The sequence below is a fragment of the Pedobacter nototheniae genome (assembly GCF_032678625.1).
GTDB lineage: Bacteria > Bacteroidota > Bacteroidia > Sphingobacteriales > Sphingobacteriaceae > Pedobacter > Pedobacter nototheniae_A.
The window spans coordinates 1-24,030 of sequence record NZ_JAVTSO010000008.1 but is presented as its reverse complement, the minus strand read 5'-3'; the positions used below and the strand labels follow the sequence as shown (position 1 = coordinate 24,030).

Sequence of the window (24,030 nt, the reverse complement as noted above, 5' to 3'; positions counted from 1 at the left end):
CTTTTTTTAATCTTTTACTAACGGTATTCTAATTTCTACCCGTATACCGTGGGTTCCTTGATCCTTTTTATCTTCAACTTCAAACTTTGCATCTTCCCCACCCGAATTAAAAAGTACATCGAGTCGTTCTTTTAATATAACCCGGGCAAGTGATTTTTTCTTTGGTTTTTTTGTTTCTTCATTCGCTATACCTATGCCATTATCATCTACAATAATCACGAGTTGATTACTTTCTGTTTTAAACAGAATTTGCAAAATACCTTTGTACTTAATGTTTCTGAAACCATGTTCAATTGCATTTTCAACAAAAGGTTGTATTAACATGGGTGGAATAAGCGTATTCTCCAAACAGAGATTTTCATCAGCAGTTACCTGATAATCAAAAAGCCCTGCGAAGCGCATTTGCTGCAACTGGAGGTAATTATCCAAGGAACTTATTTCTTCTTCCAGATCAATAAAATCTTTCCTGCTCTGCTCCAGTACACTTCTTAATAGCTTTGAAAAAGATGATAAATAACGTACTGATTCTTTCGTATCGCCGGCAGCTATTAAACCTTGCAAATTGGCAATTGCGTTAAAAATAAAGTGCGGATTAAGTTGGGCCTGCAATAATTTTTGTTCGATGTTTAATCTTTTATTTTCTGATGCTAATAGTTTATTTTTCCCCTTTAACCTTTGCTGCCGGTAAAGGATATAAAAAAAGAAAAGCAGACCTAAGAATATAAGTAAACCCAAACCGAGTGTCCACCTTTGCTGAACAATGATTTTTTGATAAAGTTCATTACGGCTGTTGAGTTCAATTATACTCCGATCCTTCTTTTCAGCTTCATACTTTTCATGTAGTTCGGCTACTTTTACGGCATCTATTGCAATAATATCCCGTATTTCCATCACATAAGATGAATCAGCTGCCTGCAAGGCTTCGGCATACGCACCTTTCTTTTTATATGCATTTATAAGCCCGTTATAATACATATTCTTCCGTCTTCCTAAACGATTTTTCTTTTCGAAAGCAATACCCTCCTTATAATAATAGATGGCAGAATCAATCAATTTGTTTTGAGCAAAACTTGTTGCTAAATTGTTATAGGCAACATCGTTAAGGTTATTTGTCCTTTTTAAATAATTGAAATAAATTTTACTGCTGGCTAAAGATTTTGCGAACTGTCCTCTGCGGCTATAAATTTGAGATTCATTGTCATAAGTTCGGGCTAATGCAAGACTATCATTAATGCTTTTAGCAAAATTCCGTGCTTTGGTATTATAAAACATCATCTTATTATAGTCGCCCACTTTAGAAGCTAATAAAAAGGAAATGTCGAAATATCTTTGCTGAATTACTTTATGTGCTTTATATGGATGGCTTTTATAATACAACTCTGCATACACTAGTGCTTCTCTTACATTTTTGTTTTGATAATAAGCTTTGGCAAGTAAATCGTAAAAAAAATAGGTTAATTTGCTGTTGATTTTTTCCGCTTCTTCCATTTTAGCAAGCAGCTCTTTCATCAATGTAGCATCTACTGCGCCGCCATTATTGGTTTTGTAGTTTAAAATACAGTAATCCTTCAGTAAACTAACTTCTTCATTTTTACCCTCATTATTTATTTTTTCATATTCAATAAATGCACTGTCCCGCTGTTTTATTACAATGAATTTCCTGGCCCTGAAATAGTGGTAAAATGGATTAGTCAGTTTATTTTCAGTAAGATTAAGCAGACTGTCTTCCTTGTAAATTGCCTTTCTATAACTGCTTTGGTTTAAGGTATCCATAGAAACAATCAGCGATAAATAATCGCTGTTGACCGTCTTTTTTATTGGCGTAATTTCCGCTCCTTTTTTTGTATTTCCGGTATCTCTACACGAAAACACCGTTAACAATGTTAAAGCTCCAAAACATAAGAATACAGTTTTGGCATTCATTAATTGAACAAATCTGGTTAATTCAGAAAGCATAAATATTGGTATGGTTATTCTTTATTTAAGGGATTAATATTGGATTCTTTTTAAATATATCAATAGAAAACTTTAGTAAAGAAGCCACTAAATATTCAACAGTTTCCATTCCATATTCGTAGCCTTTAGCTTAATATTTGAAATCTGTTTTGAATTAAAGACAGGTTAATACAGATATCGGTTCAAAGTCCACGAATATGGCTATTCAAGATGCAAATATAAATTCACAGTTGCGTGATTTATAATTTAACCTCAATTTTAAAAGCACAACGAATATAAATATGACCATCCTCTACTTCTGAATACATATAATCAATCATTTATTACTTAAAAAACAAAAATTATGAAACATTTATTTATCGCATTAATTTGTACAGTAATTGGATTTAGCGCTTCAGCAAGCGATTTAACTCCGAAAAACGAGCTTCGTAAATCAATCAAGGTAGAATTAGAAATTAAAACAAATTCAAAAAAGAGTGAAAATGGTAATTTCTTCCGTATACAGCGTGCATTTACCTTTCATGACTCCTGCGGACAAGCAATTACAGTTTATGTAAGTGCTCCTCATGGCACGTATTGGGCCGAAATGGGAAGCACCGCAAGTCACTATGTAATTGACCATTTAGATAGCGCTGGATGCTATCAGCCATAATTTTAATAAGATAAGAAATAATTTAGCGTAAAGGGTGGTTTTTCTTTTTTTCAATATGTCCCGGTATTCTTTCCGGGGCATATTTTATCTATTCTTAATTAAAAATATATGCGTTATTATTTGAAGCTTTTTGTATCGGCAGCATTATTATACTCTTTGTATTCCTTTAGTTATAGAAATGCACCTGAACCTGCAAGTGGCATTGCTTTTTACCATTTTTTCCATATTCGTGATACGACCAATATTGGTAAAATTTGGGAAGAAGATTTTCAAATGGCCTTTAATAGTCGGAAGAGTTTATATAGCAGTTATACCAAGAAAATCCAGGATTCTATTCATAACGCAAAATTTGAAGCCGCAATTAAATCTGGTTCCAACGAGATTGATATGGGGCTTTTCGTTCCATCTACTGCCGATAATATATATACTTCAGAAGACGAAAACACCGTTTACGTAAACAAATTTTTCAATGATAACAATTATGTAATTAAAGAAGATTTTGAGAAAATTAACTGGAAAATTGAAAAAGAAACTAAAACATTACTCGGTTATACCTGTCAAAAAGCTATTGGTATTTGTAAAGGGCGGGCTTACACGGCTTGGTTTACAACAGATGTACCAGTTAGTTTTGGCCCTTGGAAGTTACATGGTTTGCCCGGCTTAATTTTAGAAGCTTATGATGCCAGTCAAAGGATAAAATTTACCTGTACTAAAATAACCTTGGGTACTACAATCCCAAACAGCCTATCGTTAAACTTGCCTAAAGAGGCTATTGCAACTACGGATGCAGAATATAACCGGATGGAAAAAGCCTACAAAGAAGGTTTAAGTATGGATGGGTATAATGATGGTGCCGCAACCATAGATAAAATTAGCGTAAACAATAACAAATCTACATCCAATATTAAAAGGCCAGCTTTAAACTATCCTTTAGAGTTAAAAAATTAAACCGATTTCTGGTGTGTACAAAAAAAGCCTGTTTTTATTTTTAACCCTGTTGTTTTCGACACTGTTGCTATTTGCACAAAATTTAGTAATTGTAAATGGCATAGTAAAGGATAGTATTGGCAATCCGGTAGCGACAGCATCTGTCACCATTATAAGCGAAAGCGGATCGGGAATTACTTTTGCCAAAACGAATCAACAAGGCTCTTTTAGCTGTAAATTTCAAAGCTCTACAGAAAAATTATCGATTAAAGTAAGTTCCTTAGGTTACCAGCAAGCTATTGTTAGGCTTGTTCAAACAGGAAACGAAACCTATGTAATTACCTTAAAAAAAGCGGTTAATCTACTTAAAGAAGTAACCATAAAATCGAACAGTAAAATATCGCTATCCAGCGATACCTTAAAATATAATGTTAAGGCCTTCAGAGACCAGAATGATCGGGTAATTGCTGATTTGATTAACAAATTACCAGGCATACAGATAGACGAAAAAGGCACCATCAGTTACAATGGGAAGCGAATTTCTAACGTTTATATTGATGGCGATAATCTTTTGGATGGGAAATATGGAATTGCAACTAAAAGCGTACCTGTTGACGCTGTTGAACAGGTGCAGGTTATTGAGCGCGACCAACCTATAAAAGCACTAAATGGTTATGTAGTAACCAATAATGTTTCATTAAACCTTAAACTTACGGATAGTGCCCGCACCATAACGATTAATACCGGACATGCTGGCTTAGGCAATAAGGCTTATTCTGCAGAACTGAACAATCTTATTTTCAAAAAGAAAGTTAAAAGTATCAATAACCTTAAGGCAAATAATATCGGACAGGATTTGTTGGGTGAAAATGCTAATTTAGGCACATCTTTTAATAATGAAGTTAGCCTAAAAACAGCGCAACCTTATTTATCTATGGAAGGCGGCACACAGCCATCGCTAAGCGATAAATATTATTTAATGAACAATGACTATGCGGGAAACCTTAATACATTGTTTAAACTTAAATCTGATTGGGGCTTGCGCCTAAACTTTTCTTCTTTGCAATTAAAACGTAAGTATAATTACAGCAACTTTGTTAATTACTTTTTACCAAATGCTGATACGATTTCGTACCAGGAATTACAGGATAACATTTATACATTAAATCAATGGCAATTTCAGGCTCAAATTGAGAAAAACAGCAATTCAGTTTACTTAAAATCCATTACCAAGTTAGATATTCCAAAATGGAACAGGGCGGGTAATTCTGCCTTGAATGGATTAAATTTCTCACAAAGTCAGCCTGCTCATTATTTATCTGTAAGTAATGAAACCAGCGTTGTAAAAGCGTTGGGAACAGATCATATTCTCCAATATAATTCGGTTGTACAATATTACAAGATGAATGAAAGTTTGACAATTTCTCCCGGGATTCAGGAAGATATTGTAAATGACAGTATAGGCTACCTAAAACTTGATCAACAAGTGTACACCAAAAACATTTTTATAAATCAATCTGCAACTTATAAACTAAAATTTAACCAGTTTATTCTTTCTACTGCATTAGGTATTTCTTTTGAACGCAATAAATTAAACAGCAATTTATATAAAACAGACAGTACCAATGTGACAAGCCCGGTTGGAAGTCTTTTCAAAAATGATGTAAACTTCATTCGTCTAAGCCCATTTGCGAAAGCATTGCTCACCTACCTCCTGCCAAAAGGATCGCTTATTATTGAAACAAGTCCTTCTTTTGATGTTATTGATTATTATTCGGCAGAAAAAAGTTCATCAACAAAAAACAAATATTTTTTAATCAATCCGATAATCGAATTTCGAAAAAATACGGGCAGGTATGGTGAACTTAATTTTAGGTATTCGAAGCAAACCGTTTTCGGACAAATTAATGAAATTTACCCGGGTACAATTTTAGTGAATTACAGGGAGTTTAATTTTAATGAAACGCCATTGCCTAAAACTGATTTAATTTCTTTTGGGGCAAGATATGCTTATCGTAAACCATTAAAAATGCTTTTTTACAACCTTAATTTTAACTTTACCAGGACAAAGCAAAACTTTATTAATTCATATATTATTGAAAGTGGCTTAACAAAAGTTATAGCGGTAGATTTTAGAAACAAGGCTGATAAATTCACTTTAAATGGCAGCCTATCCAAATACTTATTTTTTTTGGAAACCAACGTTTCGGTTAGTGGCAGTTTTGGTCTGCAAAAAGGAAATAGTTATTATAATAATGAAATTACTCCTTTTGATGCGTATGACATTAATTTCTCAATAACGGCCAGAAAAAAGATTTTTAGCAAAGCCACACTTTCTGTTACCGGAGAAATGGCAAAATTTATAAACCAACAAAAAACAATTCTCAATACAGTTAACAACGAGACAAAAATAAACAAGCTCAAGGCGGAATGGCAACACAATTTAAACAGCAAGATTTCGTACACGTTATCGTATAGTTTTACTTCTTATCGGCAATCGCTGCAACAAACCGTGCGCAATCATTTCCTGGATTTAAATGTAAAATATGCACCCACCAAATGGAAAAGTTCTTTTGAATTTCAGTGCATAAATTTAATGAACCAGAATTTATATCAGCAAATCAATTCAAGTTCAAATCAGTTATCCGTTTTTCAAATCCCTTTAAGAGAAAGAACATTCTTATTAAAATATTCTTTCTCTTTTTAAGGTTTAAATGCTTAGCCTTATCCTTTTAAGACTTTCATTTTTTCTGCATCAAACTCTTCCTGCGTCAAAATACCTGCATCAAGAAGCTCTTTAAGGTCGAGCAATGCTCTTTTCTTCTTATCCATATCATTAAGCGGAGCGGGTTCTGCCGGCGCATTTTGACTGGAGACAGCCGACACTTTGGTCCCGGCAGGGCTGAATTTCAATATTAATTCGGTAATTTCATTAAACCCTTTAATATTAGCGTAATCTATAGCCTTTTGTTCCTTTACGTTTACGATGCTTACATCTGCACCTTGCTCTAATAATAATTTAACGGCATCTTTTTTACCATTTGCTGCTGCATAGTGTAATGCTGTATTTCCAGATTCGTCTTGTATGTTAATGGAAGCACCTTGCTCCAGCAATAGTTTAACCATACTTATATGGCCGCTTTTTACGGCTATATGTAAAAGACTTTCACCGCCATAACTATAAGAATTATTAAGGTTAAAACTATTATCGGCAGATAAATCATTAGCCGTTTCTATCCAATCCAGGTAAGAATTCATAGAATCTTCGGCCCCCGACAATGGTTTATTGTGGTTAACATCCAGGCCTTTGGCTAAAAACAGCGCAACAACTTCTTTCTGGTTATTTGCACAGGCATACCAGATAGGCGAAAGTCCTGTTTTAGAAGCGATAAACAAATCAGCACCCTGATCAATCAATAAATTAATAATAGCTTTATTGGTTTCGTAACATGCTAATAGCAATGCACTCTCTCCGGCCTGGTTTACATGATCTATTTCGGCTCCATTATTTAAAAGCAACTCTACCATTGGGATATTTTTAGTTTGTACCGCAAATAATAGTGGCGTGGTGCCAAACTTATTACTGGTATTTACATTTGCGCCTTCTTTGATCAGTGTGTCAGCGATTTCTTTATGGCGCCATGCAGATGCAATGAGTAATGCTGTTTCGGCTTCATTATTTTCCAAATCAACTTCAACGCCCAGTTCAAGCAGTTTTTTAAGCACTTCTATTTGCCCGGTTTGCGCTGTGAGGTGTAATAAACTATTTCCCTTAAAATCGTTAACCGATGTTTTGGCGCCCTGTTCAAGCAAATACAATGCAGTTTGTTTTTGCTTTTGAAGACAAGCAAAGAAACAAGGTGTTTCGCCCTGATGATCTTCATAATCAAGTACAGCGCCTTCTTCGATTAATAATTTTACAATATCCAGGTACCCCCTGTGTGCTGCGTAATGTAATGCCGTTCTACCTTTTTCATCAGTATAACTTACATCTACCTCTTTATTGGCGAGTAATAATTCAGCAATTTTTCTTTTACCTCCTTCGCAGGCTATAATAAATGATAATGACATGTTTTTTTATTTAGCGTTAGCAGATAATAAAATTTCCACCGTTTTTGTTTTCAAATTATCTTTAGAAGCAAGCATCATGGCTGTTTCATCTTTATTATTGGTTATACCTGCATCTGCTCCTGATTCGATCAACAATTTTACTTTCCTGTAAGTATCTTTAGCAACCTCCTGATCGTAATTGGAATCCACAGCACATACTTTATGCAGTAACGTATTGCCTTCATCATCCTGATCGTTTACCTCAATTGCCCCTTTATGAATCAATGCAATTAATACCGGCGATTTTTTCTCGGCCACCCAATCTATTCCGGATTTATTTTTACTATAATAGGTTGAAGCTTCTTTAAGGTTTGCCCCATCATCAATCAACTGCTCTAATAGTTTAAAAGCGCTTTCTGAAACCTGCATCATCCGGAGAAAAGCAGATAATATGGTCTCTCCTTCCCTGGTTCGCTGTTCAAAATCTACCTGGTGGTTTTCAGAAAGTTCTGCATAAATTTTTGCGTCACTTAAATGAACCAAGGCTGCATAAAAAGCACTCTCTCCTTTTTGATCCACTTCATTAGGATTTGCTCCATTAGCAAGCAACACTGTGATAACCTCTCTTTTTACCCTTTGAACAGCCTCCTGCAAAGCTGTTGTACCTGCAACATTTGGCTCATTGATATCAATACCGTGATCCAGCAAAAGAGACAGGTACTGCAGCGTAACCTCCGGTTTTACAGTTGTACTGTTTGCCACCTGGTAAACCAGGTTTTCCTCCGCAACATTTCTAAAATCGGTGCTGCACCCTGCATCTATTAACGCTTTTATAATTAACGGGTCTGTACCCTCTGCAAGGGCAAAACTTAATAGCGTTTCACCTTCAACCTCATCATTAATATTGCTTAGCTTTTTTATAAAATTCTCCAGATAGTCAAGAGACTCCCGGTCAGTTGGCCACGACTTAAACAATGTTTTAAATATACTCCTCTTTAAAGAATCATACTCATAAATGTCAGATTCAAACTTACCTTTATCTATTAAAGTATCTATTATACCAAATGCTTTTGCACTCAATATACTTTGATAGAGTGTACTGAGGCTATATTCATTAACCCCTTCTGGAAAGTTATCGCCATCAGCTAAAAGTTTTTGTGCTTCAGCAAAATCATTATTTTTAATTGCCGATGCTACCGGATTATCTGTTATCATAGATTGATTTTTTTAACTATATAACGGTTCAAAATAGTAATTTCAAAAACGTAACAAGATAAATACATGGTAAATTTCAGCATTTTAACTTTGAGTTTAATATTTCTGTCTCATTTACAGCTAAATCCATCCCATTTTTTAAAAAGTTATTGTTGAGGGTCTTATTCTTGTGAAAATTTAATTGTTTCTAAAACGACTTTAATGAAAAAATCTCTCTTAATTATAGCCTGTGTTTTATTTTTCAATCATGCAAAAGCACAGCTTGGGCCTATTTCTGCAAACATTGGACATATAGACACTTTATATTCGACCATTTTAAAAGAAAAAAGGCCTTTATTAATTTATACACCTGTTTTGGATACTACCTTTTTTACGAAAGTAAGTTATCCTGTTCTATACGTATTGGATGGCGACAGCCACTTTATGTCGTTAATGGCCATGATCAATCAGCTGAGTGTAATTAACGGGAATACAAGTTTTCCAGAAATGATTATTGTGGGCATTCCAAATACAAATGGTAACCGCAATAGAGATTTAACACCATCCAAAAGCACAACATTTCAGAACTCAGGAGGTGGAGAAAATTTTACGCAATTCTTATCAACAGAACTCATCCCATATATTAATAAAAATTATTCAACGGCTCCATATCAAATATTAGTAGGCCATTCTCTTGGTGGCTTAACGGTTGTTCATAATTTACTAAACCATTCTAATTTGTTTAATGCCTACGTTGCCATTGACCCAAGTCTATTTTATAACCATGATGATCTGCTAAAGCAGGCTGAAGTTAAGTTTAAGGAAACAAAATTTAATAAAACTTCATTTTTCCTGGCAGCTGCAAATACCGCACGCACAGGAATGGATACATCGAATGTTAAGCTTGATACCAATGAATATAACCACCACATGAGGTCAATTTTAAAGTTTTCAGATATTCTAAAAACGAACAGGAATGACGAATTGAAATGGAATTTCAAATATTACCCCGACGAGGACCATATTTCGGTACCTTTAATTGCAGAATATGATGCCTTAAAATTTATATTTAGAGATAACAAGTTTCCAAACGCTGAACTTTTGAGGCAGTTTTTTGATAAAAACAGTTCGAATGCTGACCTTCAAAAGCTTATTAAAACCCATTACGATTCTCTTTCTAAAGAAATGGGTTACGAAATTCGTGCTTCAGAAAAAGACATGAATAATTTCGGCTACATGTTTTTACAGCAGAAGGAGTATAACAAAGCCGCATTTTTTTTCCAGGTAAATATTGATTATTTCCCGGGTAGTTTTAATGCTTACGACAGTATGGGAGACTATTTTTTGGCTAAGGGCGAGAAACAAAATGCAATTAAATACTTCAAAAAGGCATTGTCATTAAAATACCGGGCTGACATTAAAACCAAGCTTGAAAAATTAAATTCGGAACATTAAAATGGTGTAACAAAAATATATGGCAACAAGTATGATTCTATTTAAAAGTTAAAAAATCTGCATATTCGTTATCAGATTAAGGCCTTAACCAAATGATAGCACAAACCAAAAGAATTACCAGCCTTTCGGTATTTCTTTCCTTCTTATTTACTGTTGCAACTTATGCCCAGAATAAAACCATCCAGATTAAGGGAATTATTATAGATGAATACCAAAATCCTTTGCCAGGCTGCACTATTGTTTTATACAATGCCGAAAATAAAGAAATGGGCAAAGTTATTTCTGATAGTTCGGGTAGCTTTACACTAAACCCTAAGGTTGCCAGCCGTTATAAAGTAACGGTAACACATACCGGATTCAGCCCTTTTCAATCTTCTTTTTACGAATTTGAGGACCGTGATTTTGGCAAAATACAGTTGGTTACCGAAAGTCAGAATTTAAAGGATGTGGTTATACAATCTAAACAAAACCTAATTGAAACTAATGGAACCAACTTGATTTATAATGTACAAAACAGCATTTCAGCGCAAGGAAGCACCGCATTTGATGCTTTAAAAAAGGCTCCCGGAATTTACATTGATAACGACAATAACATTAGTTTAAATGGGAAAACAGGTGCCATGGTTTTATTAGACGGGAAGCAAACTTATCTTTCGGCAAAAGACATTACTGACTTACTCAAGTCAATGCCTGCTTCAGGGCTTAAATCAATTGAAATTATCAATAGCCCAACAGCCAAATACGATGCGGCAGGTTCTGCAGGGATAATCAATATTAAAACCTTAAAAACTCAAATCAGTGGCTTTAGCGGCAGCACAACTACCGGCCTATCCTATGGCGTAAGTTTAAAACAAAACCAGGATCTTTCCTTTAGCTACCGTAAAAATAAATTCAATCTATTTGGTGGATACAATCACTTTTTCGGAAATTACGCTTATTTGTACGGTTCAGACCGCATACAAGAGGGCAACCGATACAACAGCTTTACAGACGACACGGATAAGCGGAAGAAAATGTCGGGCAGACTGGGTATTGACTATAACCTAAATAAAAAAAATACGATTGGCTTTTTAATGAACGGAAATTTTCTGTTTGGCGGTGGCATTACAGAAACTAAAACCGACATCAGTTTACCCAATTCGACTCACATAAACCAGGTTTTGGATGCCGTAAATGATTATTACAGTCAACAAACACAGCGCTATAATTTCAACGTAAACTATAAGTACGAAGATAGTTTGGGTAGGTTGCTTAACATTGATGCGGATTATGGTTACTACCAAAAAGGGTCTGGCAATTTACAATCCAACCGTTACACAAACGATCAACAGCAGGTTACCAGTGATAACCTTTACCGATCGGTAAATGCGGCCAATATTAATCTATTTGCAGCTAAATTAGATTACAGCAGTAATTTGTTAGGTGGAAAATTTGAAACCGGATTAAAATTTTCCTCCACACAATCGGCAAACGATTCGCGTTTTTTACTGGTTTTGCCTACTACTGAAACATTGGATGAAAACCGCTCCAATGCTTTTGAATATGATGAAAAAATTTCGAGTGCTTATGCAGATTATAAGAAGATATTTAGCAAATGGACCTTTGAAGCGGGTTTAAGATTAGAGCGTTCTGATTCTAAGGGTTCATTATTTGCAACTAAAAATGGACAAAATACCATTAACAAAGTTCCGCGTAATTACACCAATTTGTTTCCTTCGGCCAGCATTTCTTATAAACCTGTTGAAGGCCACAGTTTTTCAATTGGTTATTCGCGCAGAATAGACCGACCGGCCTATCAGGACTTAAACCCTTTTACTTACCTTTTGGATGAACTTTCCTTTTGGCAAGGTAATCCGTTTCTACAGCCACAACTCTCCCATCGAATAATAGCTCAGTACGCTTTTAAAAGTTCAACCATTATTGGTTTTACGTTTGCACGCACAAATGGATTTACAACTGAGATAACAGATACCATTGATGTGAATAAAATTATAATGATGCCAAGAAATCTTGGGGTACAGGAAAATTTATCACTTTCATTAACACAAAATATTAACGCAACCAATTGGTGGAACCTGAATTTTAATGGTGTTATTTATCATTTAAATAATAAAATTACCTACGATGCCTATCGAAGCCAGAACTTAAAACAGCTGGCCAGCAGAATTACCTTACAGCAAAATTTTAAATTGCCATTTAAACTCAACGGAGAAATTTCTACAGCCTACAATACCAAACGTTTAGCTGGCGGGAACAAAATTAGTAAAGCCAACAGTCAGGTAGATTTAGGCTTGCAAAAAAGTTTTATGGAGAATAAGGCTTCTGTTAGATTGGTTTTTAGTGATATTTATAAAGGCAATAAATTAAATTCGTTGCAAAGCCTCGACAATTTTTCCATCAGAAGTTATGGTTATTTTGAAAGCAGGCAAATCCGTTTAAACTTTACTTATAAATTTGCAAATGGGGCATCTAAAGGTCCACGAGACAGAAAATCGGCTTTGGATAACGAAAACGGAAGAATAAAATAGCCTTAACTAAGGCTCTTAAAGTTGAAAAATATTAACTCATAAGAAAAAAATGCATTTATCTGAGTTGTTTTACAAAATTAAAAATCAAACACTTACAAAAAATAGTGCTGTAATTACTGTAAAACAACAAAACTATTTTAAAAAAGTGTTGGCATGAATAATAATAATTTCTATATTTGCACTCCCTAATCGAAGGGGAAATGATTCCGTAGCTCAGCTGGTAGAGCATTACACTTTTAATGTAGTGGTCCTGGGTTCGAATCCCAGCGGGATCACGAAATGCCTCAATGAAAATTGAGGCATTTTGCATTAAAAAATATTGAGCTAAGTGAAACTTAATTCAATCTAATTGTGATCAATTTATTCATAATACGACTTTTTAAAAGTCGGTATGAATGTCTGAGTTCACAATCATCACATGCGCAATCGTCCGCTGGATGAACACAATGACAACCTTTCCCACATCCATTGGGATACCTATCATATAACATTTTTATTTCCCAATGGGTTTTAAAAGAGTAAGCCATATCCTTAAATCGTGTTGATTACGTTTTCAATTTCTTTGATTAATTCTTGATTCTTAGAAAACTGATCGACTAACTCCCATGTGGTGTTTCTTCTGATCAAATTGTCGCTTATTTTCTCTTCCAAATTCGCATTTGAAATAAGAAGCTTTATTATTGAGTTTTTAAGATCGCTATCCGTATACATACATAAATTTGAAAAAAGAAATTAATAAAACAAAACGTTCCCGTTTTGGGAACGCTTTAGTATCTTTGTTAAATATGCGAGTGATAGCAATAAAAACTCTAAAAGATTATATTGATGAATTCCATCAGGCAGAACAAGCATTATTAAGCTGGTATGAAGAGGCAGCTTCTGCACTATGGAATAATCCAAATGAATTAAAAGCACAATATAAAAATGCTTCTATACTTAATGAAAAAAGAGTTGTATTTAATATCCATGGTAATAGTTACCGCTTAATCGTAGACATAGAATATCGATTAAAAATTGTTTTTATTGTCTGGTTTGGATCGCATAATCAATATGATAAAATAAACGCTAAAACAATTAGTTATGTTAAAACCAATTAAAACTGAGAAAGAATACGATGATGCTCTGGCTCATGTATATGAGTTGATGCAAACTGATATCGTAGAGGGCTCTGCAATTTCTGATGAATTAGAAATCTTAAGCCTATTAATCAAAGAATATGAACAGGTACATTATCCTGTTTCTTATCCAAATCCAATAGAAGCTATAAAGTTTAGAATGGAACAAATGAACTTATCTGAAAATGAACTAAGTGACTTGTTAGGTACACGTTCAAGAAAGTCTGAAGTCCTATCAGGGAAAAGAAAACTAAGTCTTTCTATGATTCGGAAATTAACGGATATACTTCATATACCAGCTGAAGTCCTAATCCAAGCTTATTAATCGTTCTATTATGAATAATTAAATAATTTTTGACCAAAAGTCCCTATATTCATTCTATAGCAATTGCAGCTAAAACGTATCGAAAAAAATGGTGAGCGATTCGGTGAGTCGAATTTGAAAACCACACTAAATACTATTTAAACGCTGATATTTGAACGAGGTTCGAATCCCAGCGTGAGCACGAAATGCCTCAATGTAAATTGAGGCATTTTTCGTTTAAAAAAAAAGCAAAATTTACCTGCTTTTCGATGGCAACACCAAGCAGATAAAACAGATTTTCTGTTTACCTACTATTTGGCTTTACTTTCCAGTTTGCAAAGGTTTTACCGTAGTATACTTTATAGCAAACCTATTTAATTAAACGATTGCCTAAATTCTAAAGGAGAAAGATTCGTTTTGCTCTTAAATAATTTGGTAAACGATTGTGGGTGCTCAAACCCCAGTTCATATGCGATTTCGCTCACGGATAAATCGGTGATGGAAAGTTTTTCTTTCGCTTTATCAATCAATTTATCATGGATAAACTGCTGTGTACTTTGCCCGGAAAGTACTTTAAGCAAACGACTCAGGTAATTGGGAGATACATTAAGTTCATCCGCTATAAATTGTACCGTTGGCAAACCTTTTAAAATCACATCGTCGCTATCAAAATACTTATTTAGTAAATCCTCTAAACGATTGAGAACCTGGTGATGTTGCGCTTTACGGGTAATAAACTGTCGTTCGTAATACCGTTCTGAATAGTTAAGCAATGTTTCAATATGGGATAGGATGATATTCTGGCTAAATGAATCAATATTGGCATGATATTCTTGCCGGATATTCGCTGCAATTCCATTAATTATCTCTTCCTCTTTTTTTGAAAGAAATAAAGCTTCGCGAACAGAATAACTAAAAAAGTCGTATTGTTTTATCCTGTTAGCAAGTGGCTTATGCCATAAAAAATCTGGATGAATGAGCAACATCCAGCCCGAGGGCTTGGTTACCAGATTAACTTCAGGTTCAATCCTAAAAACCTGATTGGGTGAAATAAAAAACATAATACCTTCATCAAAATCATATTCCTGCTGCCCATATTTCAACTTACCATTCATTCCTCTTTTCATGGAAATCTGGTAAAAATCGAATACCCAATTGAAATCACCAATATCTGCCGGACGTTGAATGGATGCATAATCAAGCAAACTGATCAACGGGTGCTCAGGTGAGGATAAACCTCTTGACCGGTGAAATTCAGTAATGGTTTTTATTCTTTTTGTCTGACGTTTTTCCATAAATAAAATCTAAAATAACGACCTGCTACCTAAATACAAAATAGCGTTTAAGCCGCAAATGTATTGAAACCACATTTGCAGCATTTTTATTTAATCCTGAGCATAGACTTCAGCAAATTCTTTTGCAAAATCGCTAATTTTCACCTTCCCAAGCTTAGGTTTATTCTGATTATAATCTTCATAAAAAATCCCTGTACGTTGGCTTGCCTGAAAATCTACAAAACCTTTTGCCACTTGTTCGTTGAAACCAATGTTTAGCCAATTACTCAATAACTCTTCATCCGTAATTACTTTCCATTGCAGCTCTGGCTTACCGATGGCCGCTCCCAATGTCTTTGCAATTTGATTTGGCGAAACCTCATCACTGGCAACATAACGAACTGTTCTTCCGGCAAAAGGCAATTCCATTTCCACAGCAATTACTTCTGCAATATCCAGCGGTGAAACCCATGGTTCTTTTTTATCGCCACCATAATTAGAAATAATCATCCCTTTATTTTTGATCGTCTGCACAAACGAAAACATGTTAAAGTAGATGGCAACCGGACGAATAAATTTGATTGAAATATTATCAGGCAGTTGTTTTAGAATATTTTCTACATTATGATGAAAAACGAGAATACCTGTGTTTTTATTGGTGTGTGCACCAATGCTGCTTAAATGTACTACTTTTTTCACACCCGATTGTTCTATAGCCGTTTTATAATTGTTTCCAATTTTACTGATTGTCCCTATAAAATCGACACTTTTATCGAACACATCTCCAGCTGCTTCCATAGTTTCCATCAGGTAAACAAGATCTGCACCTTTAAACGTTAATGATAGAAAATCTACGTCAAACATACTTCCAATTGCAGCTGTTGCACCTAAAGCCTCTATAGCTTGCTTTCTTTCCGGATTGCTGCTAATAACGGTTACCAAATGTCCTTTTTGTACCAATTCTTTTGCAAGTGGTTTTCCGATGTTCCCGATGGAACCTGTCAAAACAATATTCATATTTTTTATCTTTTGTTGACACAAAATTCCGAATTGTAACTAAACAGCGATTAGCCAAATCTATCTTTGTTTTAGCCAAAAGCGTAATAAAAAAATGCAGATTGATTTATTATTAAGCTTACGATATGTTGGATTACTTAAAACTTAATTTTTTAACAGAATTACAAAAGGCGCAAACAGATTGCGCCTTTTGTAATTAAAACAATACAACTTACTGTTAATAAGCATATTATATTGTTTTACAAACATAACATATGAATTAAATTATTTCAATAAAACGAATGCGAATTCTATTCTTCTTCTTTATATTCTAATAAGTCGGACGGCTGGCAATCCAACACCTTACAAATGGCATTAAGCGTACTAAACCGTATGGCTTTTGCTTTTCCGGTTTTAAGTATGGAGAGATTGGACAGTGTTAAACCAACCCTATCTGAAAGTTCGTTTAATGATATTTTTCGCTTCGCCATCATGACATCAAGATTTACAATAATCGCCATATGTTATCTCACACCGTTAGTTTGTTTTCTTTTTGAATTTCAATTCCCCTTTTAAATATTTGTGCAATTACGAAAAATACAACCCTCATAAAAAGCCACACAATTTAAATAACAACACAAACATATTAGATATTTATCGATAATCAACAAATATCTATTACTTAAAAAACAAATTTAAATGAATACGACGAAAACAGTTAAGATATTAATTAGTCGTATGACGATGATGCTATGGCTTTTATTTGAGCACTAAATATAAGTGGCGTTGCATATAAAAATAATACAATGTCTTTTTTATTATCATCAGGCTTTGTAAACTATATTCATTTCAGGTTGATGTGTAATATTTATTCATTTTTACCATTTTTAATCATCATTTCATAAAGACACTCATAGGTCAGCAACAACCCGTCATACATTTTCTTCAGATGTTCATAATCCTTTTTAACTCTTACATGATCCATAACAACTTTACCATATTGTTTTTCCCATCGATATAATGTTGAGGTATTTATTTTATTTTCATTACAAAGATTAATAACATTATCACCCTCGAATTTTTTTTCGAGTATATCTATAATTTCAATTACACTGTGTCCCATATATCTAATTCAAGTTGTCAGGCAACTATTTCTTTTTTTAACCTTTGATTTTCCTTTTGCTGTATTTAATTCTTAAGGATTTCAAGCCTTAAACTAATGGGCATGCCGGGAGGAAGACCAATGTCCATCCCTGAGACCGTCGACCTCCGCGCGCATGACCAGTTTCTTTTTATTGTTTAATTATCTTGAATTCAGTTCTTTGTTTCACTATTGTTCGGCTTCAAAAAATTCAACCGAATTTAATTAAGGTCATGCCGGGAGGAAGACCAATGTCCATCCCTGAGACCGTCGACCTCCGCACGCATGACCAGTTTTTTTATTGCTTAACTAACTTAAATTCAGTTTTTCAGTTCAGCTGTTGTTTGGCCTCATAAAAATTAACCAACCTTAAATTATGGTCATGCCGGGAGGAAGACCAATGTCCATCCCTGAGACCATCGACCTCCGCACGCATGACCAGTTTTTTTATTGCTTAACTAACTTAAATTCAGTTTTTCAGTTCAGCTGTTGTTTGGCCTCATAAAAATTAACCAACCTTAAATTATGGGCATGCCGGGAGGAAGACCAATGTCCATCCCTGAGACCCATCAACCTCCTCATGCATGACCAATTTCCTATTATTGTTTAACGATTTTAAATTCAGTCCTTCTGTTTAGCTGATGATCGGCTTCAGAACATTTAACCCCGTTGGCACATTTGTTAACCAGCTGGCTTTCTCCGTAACCTTTTGCCGTAATCCTATTCTTACTAATTCCCTGGTCTATGATATACTGAACAGCAGAGTTTGCACGGCTTTGCGACAACCATTGGTTATACTGATCATTACCCCTGCTATCGGTATGTGAACCGAGTTCGATCCAGATCGTTGGGTTATCCTGCATAATCTTGACCAGCTTATCCAACTCTTTCGCTGCATCAGGCCTGATGTTCGATTTATCAAAATCATAATAAATGTTTTCAATCCGGATCGCTTTGTTGATTACAATTAGCTCCAGGTAAAGATCCTGCTTTAATTCAGTAGAAGTTAAAAGCCCTTGGGTGCTTACCTTTGCTCCATCACTGCGGTAATTTGTTTTCTCACCGGTTAAGTTATAATCTGATGATTTGTCCAGGTTAAACTTATACCGCCCATCTGCTTCTGTTTGCAGCTGGAGTACCCCGCCACCTATTTTCGCCAAACTAACCATCGCATTTGCCATTGGTTCACCACTCTGTTTATTATACGCAACTCCGGTCAGTTTGAATAATACCGGTTCCTGGGCTTTAAAACTATAAATATCATCATCACCCAGGCCTTCTACCCGGTTAGAAGACAGGTAACCCTCGCTTACATTCATTAAATTATAGGCAAAATCATCTTGTGGCGAATTGACCGGATAACCCATGTTTACAGGCCTACCCATTTTTCCGCCTGCCATTACAGCCTTAAAAATATCCAGGCCACCCATTCCGATCAGGCCGTCACTGCTGAAATACAAATTGTTGTTTTCATCAAAAAACGGGCTCCGTTCGTTACCCGTGGTGTTGACTTCCTTCAAATTAACCGGAAGCCCCCAATCCCCTTGGTCCGTTTTAAAACTTACATATAAATCCGTTCCGCCGGTGCCACCGGGAAGGTCAGAACTGAAATATAAACTATTGCCGTCTTTACTGATAAAAGGGTCGCCAACTGAATATTCGTTTAACTTATTATATGGAAATGCAACCGGGGTGGCCCACTTTCCTTCTTTATCCTTTTTGCTGCTGTAAATTTCAATGTTTACCGTAGCGAGTTTACCTTTTACATATTCAGGCTTTTTTGGAATACGCGTAAGGGTAAAATACAGCTCGTTCCCATCGGAGGTAAAACTCGCAGGACCGACATGGTAATCTGTGCCGGCATTGATCGGAAAAAGGCTGATCAATCCACCAGCATCCTGGTTATACAATCGCAGGTAATGGTTCCCTGTCCAGCCATAAATGGTTTTATCAGGCTTTTTTGAACCGTCAAACGTTAAAAAAGGGCGGTTATCCGACTGCTTTAAACTGTCGGTTTTGAATCCCCGGTCAGAGGCAAAAACAACAGCATGATTGTACTTCACAGCACCCCAGTCTGAAGAGGGTGTGTTTAATGGCTGCTCATTCTTTATAACCGTACTCACTGGATTTTTCATCCAGTGTAAAGCCGAATCGCAGGACAGCAGCCAGGTGCTTTTTTGCCCGGCCGTTACCTTTTTATCCAGCGAACTGTATTTCTCGTATTGTACCCTCGCCTCAGCATATTTGGAATTATTCTGTAAAGCCCGGGCATACAATAGTACCTCTTCAGCCCCGCTCCCTTCCATGCCTGCTGCAATGGCAGCCCAGCTTTCGGTTTGTTTATAGTTGCGTGTTTGATCGTAACTCCGGGCAAGCTGTCCGGCAGCATGCAGCGTAGCTTTCTTCTGGTAAGCCTGCTCGTATAAATCTATTGCTTTAATGTAATTATACAGTTCATACTGGGCATCGGCCGCCTTTAAAACATATTGTGCTTTTGATTTCTGTACTATGCCCAACAGCAATACAACAAGCAGTAAACTTAAGTAGTTCTTCTTCATTTCTTAATTATTTAGCAGGAACATCGTTTATTAAAAATATCGTGGGGTAAGCATCCGTACATTTTTACGGTTAAAGAAATACCCTACTGAAATTTCGTGGGTACCGCTGCTGTAACCCTGCAACGGGCCAATAGAAAAATCATAGGCATAACCAATCCGTAAATTCTGGTTCGGAAAAACCTGAACCGCACCAACAACAGAGTTTAAATTGGTCAGGTCTTTCTGTAAATAGGATTTATCGTATAACTTAACCCCCGTACGGTAGGAACCGCCCAGCCATAATTTGTCGGCTATGATAAAAAAGGCATTCACATCTAAACTCGTTGGCCCTCCACGGTCGTCTTTTAATAAAAAAGATGGTTTAACCTGAACATCTTCATTAATTGGCACCAGCATCCCTGCGGTTAAATAGTAATGGGGTTTAGGCTGGGGAATAAATGCATAACGGTCTATATCTATATATTGGGAAACCAGGTTGTCTACAGAAAAACCCGCATAAAAACGGTTGTTTGAATAAAAAACTCCTGCACGTGCATCGGGTACAATTGTACTCTGAACCCCAAGTGGCTGGTCCATTTCAGGATGGTTTGGATCCAGTAAAGACCCGTCGATACCCAGCTGAACGGCACCCGCACCAATGCCAAATGCTAAACGCGAGCTCCCGTCTGCATTCAGACGAATCCTGTAAGCATAATTGGCATAACCCGCAAGGTTACGCTGCGCACCCAGCTTATCACTTGATAACTGAAGGGCAAGTCCTACATTTCCATCGTTCGCTATCGCATCGATTGCAACAGAAACCGTTTTTGGCGAACCTTCTATACCAGTCCACTGGTTGCGGTAAAAGGCATGAACATTGAGCTGCTCCCGGTAACCTGCATAAGCAGGGTTAATGTAAATCCCGTTAAACATATACTGGCTAAACTGTGCATCCTGCTGGCCAAAACCAGGAATAACGAACAGTAAAAAAAAGGCTGTTATTAACAATAGTTGTCTCTTCATCGCTTTTAAGTTCTTTAAAAGACAGCCGGAAAATTAAAACCGGCCGTCTTTCCTTTTTACATTCTATTTTTTAAATGCCCTGATCAGGGTAATGTAACCTTTGTATACACTCCAGTCTGAATCTCCTGATTTCTTAACCTTTAACAGGTAGTAATAGGTGCCCTCGTTTAGCCCCTCACCTGTCCAGTTGTTCTGATAACCATCTGCATGGTATACCTCATTTCCCCAACGGTTTACAATTACCAGCTTGTTCTGGGCAAACTGGTCCAGGCCGATGATCTCGAAGGTATCGTTATTGCCATCCCCGTTTGGTGTAAACAGGTTCGGGATATGGAAATTAGGGGCTTCCACAACAATCAATGCAATGGCGGTACTGCAGTTGTTCGGGTTTGCCTTATCGCAAATCGTATAGGAATAACTATAGGTACCTGCAGGCGTATTGGGTGCCACCGTAACCGTTCCGTCAGGGTTCATCAATAATCCTGCATTTGGACTTGTACCCGGCGTTAACGTTACCGTAGTAAGGCTTACCGGATTACCGTTCAGCGTATCATCATCCAGTACAGATGGCGTTTTGCCGCCATTTACACCGATTGCCGGTGGCGCATCATTGGTTGCCACAATCGCTGGTGGATTAACCGTAATGGTGGTACTTGCCGTACTGCAATTGTTCGGATTCACCTTATCACAAATAGTATATGGATAAGTATAAGTGCCCGCCGGTGTATTTGGTGCTACCGTAACCGTTCCGTCAGGGTTCATCGAAATACCGGCCTGAGGGCTGGTGCCTGGGCTAAGCGTTACCGTAGTCGGGCTAACCGGGATACCGTTCAGGGTATCGTTATCCAATACACTTGGCGTGGTGCCGCCGTTACTGCCACCAATTGCTGGTGGGGTATCATTGGTTGCCACAATCGCTGGTGGGTTAACTGTAATGGTTGTACTTGCCGTACTGCAATTGTTCGGGTTAACCTTATCGCAAATCGTATATGGATAAGTGTAAGTGCCCGCTGGGGTATTTGGTGCTACCGAAACCGTTCCATCAGGGTTCATCACCAAACCTGGATTAGGACTTGTACCCGGGGTAAGGGTTACGGTTGTTAATGAAACAGGATTACCGTTCAAGGTATCGTTGTCCAGTACCGAAGGTGTGACACCACCGTTCCCTCCACCTATTGCAGGTGGCGTATCATTGCTCGCCACTATTGCCGGTGGTGTTACCGTAATGGTGGTACTTGCTGTACTGCAATTGTTCGGGTTAACCTTATCGCAAATGGTGTATGGATAAGTGTAGGTACCCGCTGGAGTATTTGGTGCCACCGCAACTGTTCCATCAGGGTTCATCGAAATACCGGCCTGAGGGCTGGTGCCTGGGGTAAGCGTTACCGTAGTCGGGCTAACCGGATTACCGTTCAAGGTATCGTTATCCAATACACTTGGCGTGGTGCCACCGTTCCCTCCACCTATTGCTGGTGGCATATCATTGCTCGCCACTATTGCCGGTGGATTTACCGTTACTGTTGTACTTCCAGTACTGCAGTTGTTCGGGTTAACCTGATCGCAAATGGTGTATGGATAAATATAAGTACCTGCTGGCGTATTCGGTGCCACAGTAACCGTTCCATCAGAGGTCATCACCAAACCTGGATTAGGACTTGTACCCGGGCTAAGGGTTATGCTTGTTAATGAAACCGGGTTACCGTTCAAGGTATCGTTGTCCAGTACACTTGGTATTTTGCCTCCATTAGCACCAATTGCCGGTGGCGTGTCATTGCTCGCCACTATTGCCGGTGGGTTAACTGTAATGGTTGTACCTGCCGTACTGCAGTTGTTCGGGTTAACCTTATCGCAAATCGTATATGGATAAGTGTAAGTCCCCGCTGGCGTATTCGGTGCTACTGTAACCGTACCATCAGGGTTCATCGAAATACCGGCCTGAGGGCTGGTGCCTGGGCTAAGCGTTACTGTGGTCTGTGTAACCGGGATACCGTTCAAGATATCGTTATCCAATACACTTGGCGTGGTGCCTCCGTTGCCTCCACCGATTGCGGGTGGCGTATCGTTGGCGGCACAAATAGCTGAATTAATGGTTATTGCTGCTGCTCCATTACTGAAACAGGTATTATCAGTAGTACTTCTTACCCTTAGGTTATAAGGACCCGGGCTTAAATTGTTAAAGATTTCGCTTCTCTGGTAGTTAATACCGTTATCGATGCTGTATTCCACGCCCGTTTGAGTCGTGAAAGTAATCGTTCCGGTAATTAACGTACAATTAGGTTGGGTAATACTGGCCGGAGCGGGTATGCCTGGTGCCGAAGGTATATTGTTTATAGTGATGCTGGTAGACTCCGAAGTACAGCCAGCGTTGTTGCGAACGGTTAACAGATAATTTCCAGGAGCCACAGTTGTAAAGCTGGTTGAGGCCTGGTAATTTGTCCCGTCAATGCTATAGCTTAAGTCGGTACCTTTAGGCCCACTGATTTCAATACTGCCCGTAACAATGTTACAGGTAGGTTGGATGGCACTGGCGGTTGGCGCCGCTAAAGCAGCAGTAGGCTGTGCAATCATTACGTTTTGTGTAGTAATACAGCCATTTGCATCAGTAACCGTTACCATATATGAACCAGCAATAAGATTGCTGGCCGTAGCAGAGGTCTGTATAGGATTGGTATTCCACGAATAGGTATACGGCGCCGTACCACCAATTGCTGAAACCGTAGCGCTGCCTGTATCAGCACCAAAACAGGCTACATCAGTTTGTGCACTCATTGTAGCACTTAATGCTGCAGCAGGTTGTGTAATGATGACGCTCTGTGTGGTGCTACAATTATTGGCATCGGTGATGGTGAGGTTGTAAGTTCCTGCCGTTAGCCCGGTT

The 24,030-nt window shown here is 37.2% G+C and carries 17 protein-coding genes and 1 tRNA gene; 8 read left to right on the top strand and 10 right to left on the bottom strand.

Features of this window, described 5'->3' with window-relative positions; genetic code table 11:
* Positions 1–6 precede the first annotated feature (6 nt).
* The gene (locus tag R2Q77_RS18955; protein WP_316805286.1) at positions 7–1,956 is read right to left on the bottom strand and encodes a histidine kinase; all 1,950 of its coding nucleotides are present in this window, start codon (positions 1,954–1,956) and stop codon (positions 7–9) included.
* A gap of 343 nt (positions 1,957–2,299) precedes the next feature.
* Here R2Q77_RS18955 and R2Q77_RS18950 point away from each other — a divergent pair, with 343 nt between their 5' ends.
* The 3 genes from R2Q77_RS18950 to R2Q77_RS18940 all read left to right on the top strand — a co-directional run bounded on the left by R2Q77_RS18950 (position 2,300) and on the right by R2Q77_RS18940 (position 6,242).
* Positions 2,300–2,608 carry a hypothetical protein gene (locus tag R2Q77_RS18950; RefSeq protein WP_316805285.1) on the top strand — a complete coding sequence of 103 codons (309 nt, stop codon included), beginning with the start codon at positions 2,300–2,302 and terminating at the stop codon, positions 2,606–2,608.
* A gap of 108 nt (positions 2,609–2,716) precedes the next feature.
* A complete protein-coding gene (locus R2Q77_RS18945) occupies positions 2,717–3,556 on the top strand; it encodes a GLPGLI family protein (RefSeq protein WP_316805284.1) in 840 nt (279 codons plus the stop codon).
* Between the two features lie 13 nt (positions 3,557–3,569).
* The gene (locus tag R2Q77_RS18940; RefSeq protein ID WP_316805283.1) at positions 3,570–6,242 is read left to right on the top strand and encodes a carboxypeptidase-like regulatory domain-containing protein; all 2,673 of its coding nucleotides are present in this window, start codon (positions 3,570–3,572) and stop codon (positions 6,240–6,242) included.
* 17 nt (positions 6,243–6,259) lie between these two features.
* On the opposite strand, the gene R2Q77_RS18935 is transcribed toward R2Q77_RS18940, so the two are convergent.
* A complete protein-coding gene (locus R2Q77_RS18935; RefSeq protein ID WP_316805282.1) occupies positions 6,260–7,606 on the bottom strand; it encodes an ankyrin repeat domain-containing protein in 1,347 nt (448 codons plus the stop codon).
* Between the two features lie 6 nt (positions 7,607–7,612).
* Positions 7,613–8,800, bottom strand: a complete 1,188-nt coding sequence (locus tag R2Q77_RS18930) for an ankyrin repeat domain-containing protein (protein ID WP_316805281.1) — start codon at positions 8,798–8,800, stop codon at positions 7,613–7,615.
* A 201-nt stretch (positions 8,801–9,001) separates the two neighbouring features.
* On the opposite strand from R2Q77_RS18930, the gene R2Q77_RS18925 reads away from it, so the two are divergent.
* The 5 genes from R2Q77_RS18925 to R2Q77_RS18905 all read left to right on the top strand — a co-directional run bounded on the left by R2Q77_RS18925 (position 9,002) and on the right by R2Q77_RS18905 (position 14,202).
* Entirely contained in the window at positions 9,002–10,234 is a 1,233-nt protein-coding gene (locus R2Q77_RS18925; RefSeq protein ID WP_316805280.1) for an alpha/beta hydrolase-fold protein, read from the top strand.
* A gap of 92 nt (positions 10,235–10,326) precedes the next feature.
* On the top strand, positions 10,327–12,762 hold the full coding sequence (locus R2Q77_RS18920; protein ID WP_316805279.1) for a TonB-dependent receptor domain-containing protein: 2,436 nt from the start codon (positions 10,327–10,329) through the stop codon (positions 12,760–12,762).
* Between the two features lie 202 nt (positions 12,763–12,964).
* Positions 12,965–13,037 (top strand) — tRNA-Lys (locus tag R2Q77_RS18915).
* A gap of 444 nt (positions 13,038–13,481) precedes the next feature.
* Entirely contained in the window at positions 13,482–13,859 is a 378-nt protein-coding gene (locus R2Q77_RS18910) for a type II toxin-antitoxin system HigB family toxin (protein WP_316805278.1), read from the top strand.
* On the top strand, positions 13,843–14,202 hold the full coding sequence (locus R2Q77_RS18905; RefSeq protein WP_090782145.1) for a type II toxin-antitoxin system HigA family antitoxin: 360 nt from the start codon (positions 13,843–13,845) through the stop codon (positions 14,200–14,202). Before R2Q77_RS18910 ends, R2Q77_RS18905 begins: the two co-directional genes overlap by 17 nt.
* 353 nt (positions 14,203–14,555) lie before the next feature.
* Here R2Q77_RS18905 and R2Q77_RS18900 read toward each other — a convergent pair whose 3' ends face one another.
* The 7 genes from R2Q77_RS18900 to R2Q77_RS18870 form a co-directional block, all read right to left on the bottom strand.
* Positions 14,556–15,476: a helix-turn-helix transcriptional regulator gene (locus R2Q77_RS18900; protein WP_316805277.1), complete on the bottom strand. Its 921-nt coding sequence runs from the start codon at positions 15,474–15,476 to the stop codon at positions 14,556–14,558.
* Positions 15,477–15,566: 90 nt separating this feature from the next.
* On the bottom strand, positions 15,567–16,472 hold the full coding sequence (locus tag R2Q77_RS18895; protein ID WP_316805276.1) for an SDR family oxidoreductase: 906 nt from the start codon (positions 16,470–16,472) through the stop codon (positions 15,567–15,569).
* A 290-nt stretch (positions 16,473–16,762) separates the two neighbouring features.
* Positions 16,763–16,972, bottom strand: coding sequence for a helix-turn-helix transcriptional regulator (locus tag R2Q77_RS18890; protein ID WP_316805275.1), 210 nt, complete (start codon positions 16,970–16,972; stop codon positions 16,763–16,765).
* Between the two features lie 347 nt (positions 16,973–17,319).
* Positions 17,320–17,574, bottom strand: coding sequence for a hypothetical protein (locus tag R2Q77_RS18885; protein WP_316805274.1), 255 nt, complete (start codon positions 17,572–17,574; stop codon positions 17,320–17,322).
* Positions 17,575–18,191: 617 nt separating this feature from the next.
* On the bottom strand, positions 18,192–20,150 hold the full coding sequence (locus tag R2Q77_RS18880; RefSeq protein ID WP_316805273.1) for an OmpA family protein: 1,959 nt from the start codon (positions 20,148–20,150) through the stop codon (positions 18,192–18,194).
* Positions 20,151–20,180: 30 nt separating this feature from the next.
* Positions 20,181–21,152 (bottom strand): type IX secretion system membrane protein PorP/SprF, encoded by a 972-nt coding sequence (locus R2Q77_RS18875; protein WP_316805272.1) that lies wholly within the window; start codon positions 21,150–21,152, stop codon positions 20,181–20,183.
* A 63-nt stretch (positions 21,153–21,215) separates the two neighbouring features.
* Positions 21,216–24,030 (bottom strand): gliding motility-associated C-terminal domain-containing protein (locus R2Q77_RS18870; protein ID WP_316805271.1); only part of this gene is annotated, 2,815 nt, incomplete at its 5' end.